General features: G+C 74.8%; 10 protein-coding genes. 7 read left to right on the forward strand and 3 right to left on the reverse strand.

Going from position 1 to position 12,360, the window contains the following annotated elements; genetic code table 11:
• Positions 1 to 220: 220 nt before the first annotated feature.
• Genes IE287_RS18525 through IE287_RS18535 form a run of 3 tightly spaced genes read left to right on the forward strand, consistent with a single transcriptional unit; the run spans position 221 to position 4,979 of the window.
• Positions 221 to 1,237, forward strand: a complete 1,017-nt coding sequence (locus IE287_RS18525; protein WP_189850186.1) for an AAA family ATPase — start codon at positions 221 to 223, stop codon at positions 1,235 to 1,237.
• Entirely contained in the window at positions 1,237 to 2,616 is a 1,380-nt protein-coding gene (locus IE287_RS18530) for a DUF58 domain-containing protein (RefSeq protein ID WP_189850187.1), read from the forward strand. The genes IE287_RS18525 and IE287_RS18530 overlap by 1 nt, the downstream gene beginning before the upstream one ends.
• Positions 2,613 to 4,979 carry a transglutaminase TgpA family protein gene (locus IE287_RS18535; RefSeq protein ID WP_189850188.1) on the forward strand — a complete coding sequence of 789 codons (2,367 nt, stop codon included), beginning with the start codon at positions 2,613 to 2,615 and terminating at the stop codon, positions 4,977 to 4,979. The genes IE287_RS18530 and IE287_RS18535 overlap by 4 nt, the downstream gene beginning before the upstream one ends.
• Before the next feature lie 473 nt (positions 4,980 to 5,452).
• Here IE287_RS18535 and IE287_RS18540 read toward each other — a convergent pair whose 3' ends face one another.
• From IE287_RS18540 to IE287_RS18550, 3 genes are all read right to left on the reverse strand, one after another.
• Positions 5,453 to 5,863 carry an SCO2097 family morphological protein gene (locus IE287_RS18540; protein WP_189850189.1) on the reverse strand — a complete coding sequence of 137 codons (411 nt, stop codon included), beginning with the start codon at positions 5,861 to 5,863 and terminating at the stop codon, positions 5,453 to 5,455.
• Between the two features lie 274 nt (positions 5,864 to 6,137).
• Positions 6,138 to 6,926 (reverse strand): class I SAM-dependent methyltransferase, encoded by a 789-nt coding sequence (locus IE287_RS18545; RefSeq protein WP_189850190.1) that lies wholly within the window; start codon positions 6,924 to 6,926, stop codon positions 6,138 to 6,140.
• Between the two features lie 66 nt (positions 6,927 to 6,992).
• Positions 6,993 to 7,463, reverse strand: coding sequence for an SAV_6107 family HEPN domain-containing protein (locus IE287_RS18550; protein WP_189850191.1), 471 nt, complete (start codon positions 7,461 to 7,463; stop codon positions 6,993 to 6,995).
• Between the two features lie 239 nt (positions 7,464 to 7,702).
• Between IE287_RS18550 and IE287_RS18555 the strand changes: the two genes are divergently transcribed.
• The 4 genes from IE287_RS18555 (at position 7,703) to IE287_RS18570 (ending at position 12,360) form a co-directional block, all read left to right on the forward strand.
• Positions 7,703 to 8,647, forward strand: coding sequence for an ATP-binding cassette domain-containing protein (locus IE287_RS18555; protein WP_189850363.1), 945 nt, complete (start codon positions 7,703 to 7,705; stop codon positions 8,645 to 8,647).
• Entirely contained in the window at positions 8,619 to 10,763 is a 2,145-nt protein-coding gene (locus IE287_RS18560; RefSeq protein ID WP_189850192.1) for a YhgE/Pip family protein, read from the forward strand. The genes IE287_RS18555 and IE287_RS18560 overlap by 29 nt, the downstream gene beginning before the upstream one ends.
• Positions 10,764 to 10,792: 29 nt before the next feature.
• Positions 10,793 to 11,404 carry a TetR/AcrR family transcriptional regulator gene (locus IE287_RS18565; RefSeq protein ID WP_189850193.1) on the forward strand — a complete coding sequence of 204 codons (612 nt, stop codon included), beginning with the start codon at positions 10,793 to 10,795 and terminating at the stop codon, positions 11,402 to 11,404.
• A gap of 317 nt (positions 11,405 to 11,721) precedes the next feature.
• Complete coding sequence (locus IE287_RS18570; RefSeq protein ID WP_189850194.1) at positions 11,722 to 12,360, forward strand: DUF4126 domain-containing protein; 639 nt, start codon at positions 11,722 to 11,724, stop codon at positions 12,358 to 12,360.

Raw genomic sequence — 12,360 nt, forward strand, 5'->3', positions numbered from 1 at the left:
GTGTCCGGTGCGGGATCGATCCTGTGGAGAACGGTTTCCGCGGCGGCCTGAGCACAGGTTCCATCAGCGCGTAAGAAGACAAACTCTGGCATTTCACCCGCAGTTGTCCACAGCCGAGTGACACGACCCGCCCGTCCCCACAAGAATGCTCAGGTGACACCCCTCGTACATCCCACCGGGGGCAGGTGTCCGTGTTCCTGCAAGGCCGAGGAGGGCCGGGGTGACGACCTATGACGACCGAGCGAGCCTCACTGATCTGACCACCACCGCGGAGCGCGTCCGCGGATCGGTGGAGAGCGTGATCGAGGGCAAGCCCGAGGTCGTACGTCTCGCGCTGACGGTGCTGCTCGCCGAGGGGCATCTCCTCATCGAGGACGTGCCCGGCGTCGGCAAGACCATGCTCGCCAAGACGCTCGCGCGGTCCATCGACTGCTCGGTGCGCCGCATCCAGTTCACCCCCGATCTGCTGCCGTCGGACGTGACCGGCGTGTCGATCTTCGACCAGCAGCGGCGGGAGTTCGAGTTCAAGCCGGGCGCGATCTTCGCCCAGATCGTCATCGGCGACGAGATCAACCGCGCCTCGCCGAAGACGCAGTCCGCGCTCCTGGAGTCCATGGAGGAGCGCCAGGTCACCATCGACGGGCAGACCTACGAGCTGCCCAGCCCCTTCATGGTGGTGGCGACCCAGAACCCGGTCGAGATGGAGGGCACCTACCCGCTGCCCGAGGCCCAGCGCGACCGCTTCATGGCCCGCGTCTCCATCGGCTACCCGAGCGCCGAGGCCGAGTTCCAGATGCTCGACGTGCACGGGGCGGTCAACCCGCTGGACGACCTCCAGCCGGTCGCCCACGCCCACGACATCCTCAAGCTGATCGAGGCGGTCCGCTCGGTGCACGTCGCCGACGCCGTGCGGCGGTACGCGGTCGACGTCGTCTCCGCCACCCGCAACCACCCGGACCTGCGGCTCGGCGCCTCCCCGCGCGCCACGCTCCACCTGCTGCGGGCGGCCCGCGCCTCCGCCGCCCTCGCCGGCCGCGAGTACGTGCTGCCCGACGACCTGCAGGCGCTGGCCGTGCCGGTCCTCGCGCACCGGCTGCTGCCCACCGCGCAGGCCCAGCTCAACCGGCGGAACGCCGAGCAGGTCGTCCTGGACATCCTCCAGCGCACGCCCGTCCCGTCCGCGGCCCCGCCCGCCGGCCCGCCCTACGGCCGGCAGACCGGCGGCCGGCAGCTGTGATGGCGACCCCCGCCGCACCCGAGGGGCAGCGGGCCGACGACCGCGCCGGCCCCCGGGCCGAGGACGGCCGGGGCGGCCTGCGGGCCGCCCTCGGCGGTCTCACCACCCGCGGCCGGTCCTTCCTGGCCGCCGGTGCGGCCGCCGCCGTCTGCGCCTACGTGCTCGGCCAGGCCGACCTGCTCCGGGTCGGCCTGCTGCTCGCCAGCCTGCCGCTGATCTGCGCCGTCGTCCTGCACCGCACCCGCTACCGGGTCGCCACCTCCCGCCTGCTCGCCCCGCAGCGGGTCGAGGCGGGCACCGAGGCCCGCGTCCAGCTCCGGATGGAGAACGTCTCCAAGCTCCCCACCGGCCTGCTGATGCTCCAGGACCACGTGCCGTACATGCTCGGTCCCCGCCCCCGCTTCGTCCTCGACCGGGTCGAGGCCGGCGGCCGGCGCGAGGTCTCCTACCGGGTCCGCTCCGACCTGCGCGGCCGCTTCCCGCTCGGCCCGCTCCAGCTCCGGCTGAGCGACCCCTTCGGGATGTGCGAGCTCACCCGCTCCTTCAGCGCGTACGACACCCTGACCGTCGTCCCGCGCACCACGGCGCTGCCGCCGGTCCGGCTGGGCGGCGAGGCGTCGGGGTACGGCGAAGGGCGGCAGCGCACGCTCGCCCTCGCCGGCGACGACGACGTCATCCCGCGCGTCTACCGGCACGGCGACGACCTGCGGCGGGTCCACTGGCGCTCCACCGCCCGGTACGGCGAGCTGATGGTCCGCCGCGAGGAGCAGCCCCAGCGCTCCCACTGCACGGTCCTCCTCGACACCCGCCGGACCGGCTACCAGGGCTCGGGCCCCGACTCCGCCTTCGAGTGGGCCGTCTCCGGCGCCGCCTCCGTCCTCACCCACATGCTGGAGCGCGGCTACGCGGTCCGGCTCCTCACCGACACCGGCACCTCGGTCCCCGGCGAGGGCTCCGACGGCTACGCCGGCGCCTCGACCGGCGACTCCACGGAGACGGCCGGGCTGATGATGGACACCCTCGCGATCGTGGACCACTCCGAGGGCGCCGGGCTCTCCCGCGCCTCGGACGTGCTGCGCGCCGGCGCCGACGGACTGCTCGTCGCCTTCCTCGGCGACCTCGACGAGGAGCAGGCCGCCCTGGCCGGCCGGATGCGCGGCCGGGCCGGCGCGGCCGTCGCCTTCGTCCTCGACTCCGGCACCTGGCTCACCGGCGGCGCCGTGACCGGGGCCGTCGAGTCCCGGGTCCGGGAGCTGCGGGAGGCCGGCTGGACCGTCGTCTCCGTGCCGCCCGGGGCCCGCATGGCCGACCTCTGGCAGCAGGCAGCCGGGGCGCTGCGGGAGACCGCCGCCGCAGACAGCTACGGAGGATGGGCATGAGCGGGCGCACCCGCCTGACGCTGGCCGCCTGGGCGGCCTCCCTGATGGCCGCCGGGGCGCTGCTGCCCCTGGTGAAGCCGGCCACCTGGATCCTCACCGCCGCCTTCCTGCTCGCCCTGCAGAGCGCCACCGGCATGCTGTGCCGTCGGGTGCCGCTGGCCCGGCCGCTGACGATCGGCGCCCAGCTGGTGGTCGGCGTGGTCGCGCTGACCGCGGTCTTCGCCCGGGAGCAGGCCCTGCTCGGCTTCCTGCCCGGGCCGTCGGCGATCCAGCGGGTGGCCGAGCTGTTCCGCCTCGGCGCCGAGGACGTCGGCACCTACGCGATCCCCGCCCCGGACACCGAGGGCATCCGGCTGATGCTGGTCGCCGGCGTGCTGGCGATCGGGCTGCTCGTGGACGTCCTGGCGGTCACCTTCCGCCGCGCCGCCCCGGCCGGTCTGCCGCTGCTCGCGCTGTACTCGGTCGCCGCCGGGCTCTCCGGGGGCGGCGCCGGCCGGCTCTGGTTCCTGCTCGCCGCCACCGGCTATCTCCTGCTGCTCCTCGCCGAGGGCCGCGACCGGCTCTCCGCGTGGGGCCGGATCTTCGGCGGCGCCCAGCGTTCCGGCCGGTCCGGGGCGCCCGTGGGCACCGGCAGGACGGCCTTCGCGCCGGTCCGCACCGGCCGCAGGATCGGCGCCGTCGCCATGGGCACCGCCCTGGTCGTGCCCATGGTCCTGCCCGGCTTCTCCGGCGGCCTCCTGGGCGACAGCGGCGGCGTGGGTCCCGGCGAGAGCGGCGGTTCCGGCGGCACCATCGCGGCCGTCAACCCGCTGGTCTCCCTCCAGGACAACCTGCGGCAGCCGGAGGACTTCGAGGTCCTGCGCTACCGGACCAACGCCCCGGACAACAGCGGGCTGTACCTGCGGCTGGTCGCCCTCGACCAGTTCGACGGCACCTCGTGGAAGTCCTCGGTCCGCCCGATCGACGCGGTGCCGAAGGTGCTGCCGTGGCCCGACGGCCTCGCGCAGTCCGTCCGCACCTCCGAGGTGACCAGCAACTTCGTGGCCTCGGAGGGGTACGACCAGAAGTGGCTGCCGATGCCGTTCCCGGCCTCCCGGGTGGACATCGAGGGCCGCTGGCGGTTCGAACCGGCCGGCCGGATGCTCGTCGGCGACGACAAGCAGACGACCAAGGGCGTCCGCTACCAGGTGACCAGCCTCGACGTGCAGCCCACCTCCGACCAGCTCGCCCAGGCGGGCCCGGCTCCGGAGCGACTGCGCGAGGAGTACACCAAGGTGCCCGTGGGTCTCCCCGCCGACGTGAAGGCGACGGCCCTGGAGGTCACCAAGGACGCGCGGAACGACTACGAGCGCGCCGTCCGGCTCCAGGACTGGTTCGCCGACGACGGCGGCTTCCGCTACGACGTCGACGTCACCTCCGGGACGGGCACGGAGGCGATCTCCCGCTTCCTGAAGGACAAGGAGGGGTTCTGCATCCACTTCTCCTTCTCGATGGCGGCGATGGCCCGCACGCTGGGCATCCCGGCGCGGGTCGCGGTCGGCTTCATGCCCGGCACCACCCAGTCCGACGGCTCGGTCTCGGTCGGCATCCGGGACGCCCACGCCTGGCCCGAGCTGTACTTCGAGGGCGCCGGCTGGACCCGTTTCGAGCCGACGCCGTCCCGGGGCTCCACGCCGTCCTACACCCGGCAGGCCCTCCCCTCCACGGGACCGACCGGCCCCGCCCAGCCCTCGCGGTCGGCCTCGGCCCAGCCCTCGGCGGCGCCGAGCGCCTCGGAGAGCTGCCCGCCGGAGATGCGCCGGCTCGGCGAGTGCGGACAGGACCCGGCCGCGGCCGGGGACGCGTCCTCCGGCGGCGGTACGGACCTCCTGAAGGTGGCCGGCTGGTCGCTCGCCGCGCTGCTGGTGCTGGCGCTCCCGCTCGTCGCGCCGGCCTGGCGGACCCGGGCACGGGCCCGCCGGCTCGCTCCGGCGGCCGGCCCCCTCGCGGTGTGGCGGGAGATCGGCGACACGGCCTGGGACTACGGGGTCGAGCCGGACGAGGCGCGGACGCCGCGGAGAACGGCGGAGCGGATCGTCCGGGCGGGTGAACTGGACGGTGCCGCCGCGGAGGCGGTGCACCGGGTGGCGGGCGCGGTCGAGGAGGCCCTCTACGCGCCGGCGCCCCGGCCGGTGCCGGGACTGGCGCAGGAGGCCGAACGGGTGCGGGCCGGGTTCCGCGCGGGGGCCTCGCGCGGGGTCCGGCTGCGGGCCCTCTTCGCGCCGCGCTCGGCGGTACGGCTCCACTGGGCCGCCTCGGCCCGCTGGGCGGCGCTCAAGGGGAGGGCGGCGGACGTCACGGCCCGCCTCCGCCCCAGCTCCTGACCGCCCCGCGTGGGCACCGCTCCTCCGGACCCGGTGCCCACGCCCCCCACGCGTGCGCCGCGCCCGCAGGACCGGCGCCCTGTGCAGGGCCCGCGTCCCGCAGGAACGGCGCCTTCTGCTGCGCCTCCATGGGGCAGGCGTCCCGCAGGGCGGGACGGGTGGGCACACGGGACGGTGCCCCCTGCCGGGCCCGGGCTCCCGCGCCTGGACCCGCGCCTTCTGTACGACGCCGTGCCGGTGGGGGTCCAGGCACACGGAGCGGAGGCACCCGCGAGGGTGCCGTTCCGTGGTGCCCACCCGCAACGGAACGAGGGGGCGCGGGGCCGGGTGCGGATGGGCGTGGCGGCACCGCGGCGCGCGGGTGCGGGCGCCGAGGGAAGGCGGCGGGGCGGGATGTGACGGCGCCCCGCCTGGGCTCGGGGCCGGCGGGGCGCGGTGTCCACGGGGGTGCGGGGTCTCCGCTCAGGGGGGCGTCAGTGGCCGCCGCCCTGCTGCTCGTCGCGGCGTCGCTGCCACCGCGCCTCGATCCGGTCCATCATGGAGCGTCGCGCCCGGGTCTGACGGCCACCGGCCGCCACCCCGCCCCTGGCCTGCTGGGGCTGCTCGCCCGGCTTCGGCGCCTTGCGCCAGCCGGTGACCGCCAGGACCGCGCAGCCCAGCATGACGAGGAATCCCACCACGCTGATCCAGATCTGCTGTGCGACCATTCCGGCCATGAGGAGCGCGATACCCACCAGGAAGCCGGCGACTGCCTGGTACACCCGGCGACGGGTGTACGTGCGCAGCCCGCTTCCTTCGAGCGCTGTCGCGAACTTGGGGTCTTCGGCGTACAGCGCTCGCTCCATCTGCTCGAGCATTCGCTGCTCGTGCTCCGAGAGCGGCACGGAGTCCTCCTAGTCGTCGGTCGCGGGGGCGACCGGTTTGCGGCCCTTTCAGGATAGGCAGGGAATCGCCCCCGTGAAACCCGCCCTCAAAGCCGATCAGCCAATCCGGGCCGCCACGCGGTTCGGTTGGTGAGGCGTTGATTCCCCAGCCGCCCGCCCGTCATGCCGGATGGTTTCCCTCGATCATACGGCGCGAAGCCGCATATGGGGCGGCCTGCGGCACAGCCGTACCCGCACCGCCGAACGGGTGGCGCGGTCCCGGAGTTCCCCCGGCTCAGGCCGGCTTCTCGGCGAGCACGTGGAGCTGGGTGGCGACGGCGTGGAAGGCGGACAGCTCGGCGGCGGCCGCCTCCAGCTTCAGGAGGGCCTCGGCGGCGCCGGGCTCGGTGTCGACGAGGACGCCGGGCACGAGGTCCGCGAAGATCCGCACGCCGTGGACGGCGCCCACGGAGAGGCCGGCCTCCTCGGCCAGTCCGGTGAGCTGCTCGGCGGTGAAGCGGCGGGGCACGGGGTCGCCGGCGCCCCAGCGGCCGTCCGGGTCGCCGAGCGCCGTGCGGGCCTCGGTGAAGTGGCCGGCGAGGGCGCGGGCGAGGACCGCGCCGCCGAGTCCGGCGCCGAGGAGGCTGAGCGCGCCGCCGGGGCGGAGCGCGGCCACCGTGTTGCGCACGCCCTCGGCGGGGTCGTCCACGTACTCCAGGACGCCGTGGCAGAGCACGGCGTCGTAGGCGCCGCGCTCGACCACGTCGAAGAGGCCGCGGACGTCGCCCTGCACGCCGGTCACGAGGTCGGCGACCCCGGCTTCGGCGGCCCGGCGCTCCAGCGCGAAGAGCGCGTTGGGGCTGGGGTCGACGACGGTGACGCGGTGGCCGAGGCGGGCCACCGGCACCGCGAAGTTCCCGGAGCCGCCCCCGGTGTCGAGGACGTCCAGGGCGGCCTTCCCGGTGGTCCCGACCCGGCGGTCGAGGGCGTCCTTGAGGACGTCCCAGACGACGGCGGTTCGCAGGGATGCGCGCGACGGGCGCGACGACGCCTCGCGGCCGAAGACAGGGGAAGGGTCCGGCACGGCTCTTGACTCCTCGGTGACGGGTACGGACGACCCCACCCTATGGCCTCCGGGGCGCGGGGCCGATCAACCCGCCCCGTCCGCCGGGGGCTGCCGGGGCAGCACCGGCTGGAGCGCGAGCAGCCGCTCGACCAGGCGCAGGAAGTGGCCGGCGTCCCGGACGAGGTCGTCGGCCTCGCGGGGGGTCGCGGCCGCCGCGACCCCGGCGTTGGCGAGGGCGCGGCGGGGGGCTCCGGCAGCGAAGAGGACGCTCCATTCGGTGAGCTCGGGGGCGAGCTGGGGCAGCAGCTCCCAGGCGCTCCTTATGGCACGGCGCCGGCGGGTGTCGGGCGCGGGGCGGGCGCGGGCGGCGAGGACGGCGGCCGCGGCGCGCAGGGCGGCGAGGTGCGCGGTGGCGTACCGCTCGTGGGGGCGGTCGAGGGCCGCGGCCTCGTCGAGTCCGGCCCTGGCCTTCGCGAGCAGGTCGAGGGCGGCGGGCGGGGCGGTGGTCCGGCGGGACACGGGATGGACGTCGGCTGCTGCGAAAGGACTGGCCATGACGAGCCTCCTGTCGTCGGGTGACGGTCTTGTCGCCGTCTGTGTCCATCGTGAAGGCACCCACTGACATCCACCCCGACCTGGGGTTTTGCCAGGGAAGCGACGCGCGGGTAACTTTTGGACTGACCAGTCAGTTCAAAAGTGGGGAAGCGGGGGGTGGATCCGTGGGATCCGAGGACCTGACCACACGACCGTCTCCGGAGGGGGCCGGCGGGGAGTCCGGCACCGACCACGGCCCGGTGGCGGACGGCGCCGGGATCGTGGTCGAGGGGCTGGGGCTCAAGGGCCCCCGCGGCTGGGCCTTCCGCGACGTGTCCTTCAGCGCCGGGGCCGGTTCCCTGATCGCGCTCGAAGGCCCGTCCGGCAGCGGCCGCACCTGTCTGCTGCTCGCGCTCACCGGCCGGATGCGGACCGGGGAGGGCCACGCCGAGATCGGCGGCCTGCCGCTGCCGCGCCGGATGGCCGCCGTGCGGCGGATCGCCGCGCTCGGCCAGGTCCCCGGCGTCAGCGAACTCGATCCCTCCCTCACGGTGGCCGAGCACCTGCGCGAGCGGGCGCTGCTCCAGCGCCGTTTCGACGGCTCCGTCCGCGCGCTGTTCCGCCGCCCCGGCACCCGGGCCGCCGAGGCCGGGGCCCGGATCGAGGAGGCCCTGACGGCCGCCGGACTCGACCTCGACGCCCTGCCGAAGGGCGAGCGGACCTCCGTGCGGGACCTGGAGCGCCTGGAGGCCCTCCGCCTGTCGATCGCGCTGGCCCTGATGGGCCGCCCCGGGCTGCTCGGCATCGACGACACGGACCTGAAGCTGTCGGACGCCGACCGCGCCGAGGCCTGGGCGCTGCTGCGCGCGGTGGCCGCCGCCGGCACCACCGTCCTCGCCGTCTGCAGCGAGGCACCGGCCGACGCCCTGCGCGTCACCACGGTCGGCGCCCCCGCGGAGGCGGCCACGGCCGCGGAGGCGGCCACGGCCGCGGACACCGGCGCGGACCGGGACGCGGACGCGGCCCCGGAGACGGACACGAGCCGGACGACGGGCCCGGCCGGGAACTCCACCGCCACCACCGCCACCCCCGACACCGCCGACACCGACACCGACACCGACACCACCGAAGCCGACACCGCCGCCGACGCCGACATCACCGAGAAGGGGACGGACGATGCGCTCGCCGAAACTGGCCGCTCTTGAGCTGAGGCGCTTCGGCAGGGGCAAGCTGCCGCGCGCCGCGCTCGTCGCGGTCCTGCTGCTGCCGCTGCTGTACGGCGCCCTGTACCTGTACTCGTTCTGGGACCCGTACAGCAGGCTCGACCGGCTGCCCGTCGCCCTGGTGAACGAGGACCGCGGCGCGACCGCCGACGGCAAGCGGATCACCGCGGGCGCGGACATCACCGAGGGACTGCTGGACAGCGGGACCTTCGAGTGGCACCAGGTCGACGACGCCGAGGCGCGCGAAGGCGTCGAGGAGGGCCGGTACTACCTGTCCCTGACCGTGCCCGGCGACTTCAGCGAGCGGATCGCGTCCAGCTCCGGGGACTCCCCCGAGACCGGCGCCCTGAAGGTCCGGACGAACGACTCCAACAACTACATCGTCGGCCAGATCTCGCGGACGGTCTTCGCCGAGGTGCGCACCGCCGCCTCCACGAAGTCCTCGCGGGGCTTCCTCGACAAGATCTTCATCTCCTTCTCCGACATCCACGAGGCCACCGCCGAGGCCGCCAAGGGCGCGGCCGACCTGAAGACCGGCGTGGACAAGGCCAAGAAGGGGTCCAAGGACCTCGCCGACGGCCTGACCGACGCCAAGGCCGGCAGCGGCGACCTGGCCTCCGGCCTGAAGAAGCTGGACAAGGGCTCCAAGGACGTCCAGACCGGCACGCGCAAGGTCGCGGACGGCACCCAGGCCCTCGCCGACAAGGTGAACGGCACCGCGGACAAGGTCCGCCCCTACCTGGCCGACAACGGGCGGTCGATCCGCGACACGGCCAAGCTGGTCTCCGACTCGGCCACCCTCGCCCGCAACGACCTGGAGGACCTGGTCCGCCGCGCCCCGCTGCTGCGCACCGCCGCCCACAAGGCGGACGAGACCCTCGACCGGCTGTACCGCGAGTCCTGCCGGAAGCCCGGCGCCACCGCGCCGGTCGAGCCGCCGGAGGGCGTCGCCCTCCCCGAGGGCGTCACGCTCCCCGACCCCGGGGAGGTGTGCACGGCCCTGAAGGAGGCGTCGACCACCGCCGGGGACGTGGCCACGGTCGCGGACGACGTGCACCGGCTGACGAAGGACAGCAAGGGCGACCTCAAGACGCTCGACGCGCGCCTGGCGAAGCTGAAGAAGGAGGCCGACGAGCTGGCCGCCCGCGCCCCGCACCTGGACGAGGACGTCGCGGGCGCGATCCGGAAGATCAACGAGCTCAACAAGGGCGCGAAGAAGGTCGCCGACGGCGCGGCGCAGCTGCACTCCGGCATCTCCGGCGCCCGCGCGGGCTCGGTCAGCCTGGACACCGGCGTCGGCAAGCTCAAGAAGGGGGCAGGCGCCCTCGACGGCGGCCTGTTCAAGCTGGCCGACGGCTCCGGCTCGCTCGCCACGGGCCTCAAGGACGGCGTCGACCGGATCCCGGACTACGACCAGGACGAGCGCGACCGGCGCACGGAGGTCATGGCCGACCCGGTGAAGCTGGCCGCCCAGTCGCTCCACAAGGCGCCGAACTACGGCACGGGCTTCGCCCCGTACTTCATCCCGCTCTCCCTCTGGGTCGGCGCCATGGTCGCGTACATGATCATCCAGCCGATGAACCGGCGGGCCCTCGCCGCGGGCGCCTCCGCGTGGCGGATCGCGCTGGCCGGCTGGCTCCCGGTGGCGGCGATCGGCGTCCTCCAGGTCGGCGCGCTCCTCGCCGTCCTGCACTGGGGGCTCGGTCTGGAGACGGCCCGGGCGGCCGGCACGGTCGGCTTCCTCGCCCTGGTGACCTGCTGCTTCGCGGCGATCATCCAGTGGCTGAACGCCCGCTTCGGCGCGGCGGGCCGGATCCTGGTCCTCGCCCTGCTCATGGTCCAGCTGACCTCGGCGGGCGGCACCTACCCGGTGCAGACCAGCCCGGGCTTCTTCAACGCCGTCCACCCCTTCCTGCCCATGACGCACGTGGTCGAGGCGCTGCGCCGGCTCATCACGGGCGGCGGTCTCGGGCCGGTGTGGGAAGCGGTCGCCGTCCTGAGCGCCTTCACGCTGGGCGCGCTGGCCCTGACCGCGGTCACCGCGCGGCGCAAGCAGGTGTGGACGCTGGACCGGCTCCACCCCGACCTGTCGCTGTGACCCCCTCCGCCTCTGTGAGAATCGACCCCATGGACAGCAGCAGCACCCGCCGCCGGGCGACCCGGGCCAAGCTCTACGAGGCGGCCGTCACCCTCATCGCCGAGCAGGGCTTCTCGGCCACGACGGTCGACGAGATCGCCGAGCGGGCCGGGGTGGCCAAGGGCACGGTCTACTACAACTTCAAGAGCAAGACCGAGCTCTTCGAGGAGCTGCTGCGGCACGGCGTCGCCCTGCTCACCGCCTCGCTGCGGACGGCCGCGGAGGAGACGGCGGCGCGCGGCGGCAGCCGGGTCGCCGCGCTGGACGCGATGATCCGCGCGGGGCTCGTCTTCATCGACCGCTACCCGGCCTTCACCCAGCTGTACGTGGCCGAGCTCTGGCGGACCAACCGGGCGTGGAACTCCACCCTCCTGGTGGTCCGCCAGGAGGCGGTCGCGGTCGTGGAGGGCGTCCTGCGCGAGGGCGTCGAGGCGGGCGAGCTGAGCGAGGAGATCGACGTCCAGCTGACGGCGGCGGCCCTGGTGGGCATGGTCCTGGTGGCGGCCCTGGACTGGAAGGCCTTCCAGAGCGAGCGCTCCCTCGACGACGTCCACGCCGCGCTGTCGCTGCTGCTGCACGGGCGCGTGGGCGGCGGCTGCTGAGGGGCACGAGGCCCGGCGACGACGGGAAGCGCCGGTCCCGCGGGGCTCGATCCCCCCGAGCCACGCCGGACCGGCGCTTCCTTCGTACACCCCCGTGCACGTTCCCCCGTGCCGGCAGGTGCGCGGCCCCGTTCCGCAGCCCCGTGCCGGCGGTTCCGGAGCCGCGCCCCTTCCGTGGGCTCCACTCTCCCCTCCGGACCGCCCCTCCCCCATCCGCGCGGATACTCATCTCGGCGTCTAGGTACGGATACTCAGCCGGCCGCGGCGGACGCGGCGCCCTGGTGACGGGCGGGCGCGGCCTCGTTACGATCACGAGCGTGTCCGTACTCCCCCTGGTCTTCACCAGCGGCTGGGCCAGCGGGATCAACGCCTACGCGGTGGTCCTGCTCCTCGGCGTCTTCGGCGCGACCGGGCTGACCGACGAGGTGCCCGAGGCGCTCCAGCGCACGGACGTCCTGATCGCGGCCGGAGTGCTCTTCCTGTGCGAGGCGGTCGCGGACAAGATCCCGTACGTGGACAACGTCTGGGACGCCCTCCACACGGTGATCAGACCGGTCGCGGGAGCCGTGGTGGCCGCCCTGCTGGCCGGCGAGAGCGGCTCGCTGCCGGAGCTGGCGGCGGGGGCGGTCGGCGGGACGACGGCGCTGATGAGCCACCTGGTCAAGGCGGGGACCCGGATGGCGGTGAACACCTCTCCGGAGCCCTTCTCCAACATCGCGCTGAGCACCGGCGAGGACCTCGCGGTCGCCGGGGTCATCACCTTCGCGATCTTCCATCCGGTGGCGGCCGCGGTGATCGCCGCGGTGCTGCTGGCGCTCGGCGTCTGGCTCCTGGTCGTGCTGGCCTCACGGATCCGGCGCTTCCTGCGCCGCCGGGCCCAGCGCCGCGAGGAGCGGCGGCTGGCGGCGGCCGGCGGCGGCCCACCTGCGGACCGCTCCGTCGGCGGGGGCCGATAA

Source organism: Streptomyces omiyaensis, assembly GCF_014650895.1.
Lineage (GTDB): Bacteria > Actinomycetota > Actinomycetes > Streptomycetales > Streptomycetaceae > Streptomyces > Streptomyces omiyaensis.

Coding starts and splice junctions, on each gene's coding strand:
- IE287_RS18530 (WP_189850187.1), top strand. CDS start 1,237: ATGGCGACCCCCGCCGCACCCGAGGGGCAGCGGGCCGACGACCGCGCC.
- IE287_RS18535 (WP_189850188.1), top strand. CDS start 2,613: ATGAGCGGGCGCACCCGCCTGACGCTGGCCGCCTGGGCGGCCTCCCTG.
- IE287_RS18550 (WP_189850191.1), bottom strand. CDS start 7,463: ATGGCCAGTCCTTTCGCAGCAGCCGACGTCCATCCCGTGTCCCGCCGG.
- IE287_RS18560 (WP_189850192.1), top strand. CDS start 8,619: ATGCGCTCGCCGAAACTGGCCGCTCTTGAGCTGAGGCGCTTCGGCAGG.
- IE287_RS18565 (WP_189850193.1), top strand. CDS start 10,793: ATGGACAGCAGCAGCACCCGCCGCCGGGCGACCCGGGCCAAGCTCTAC.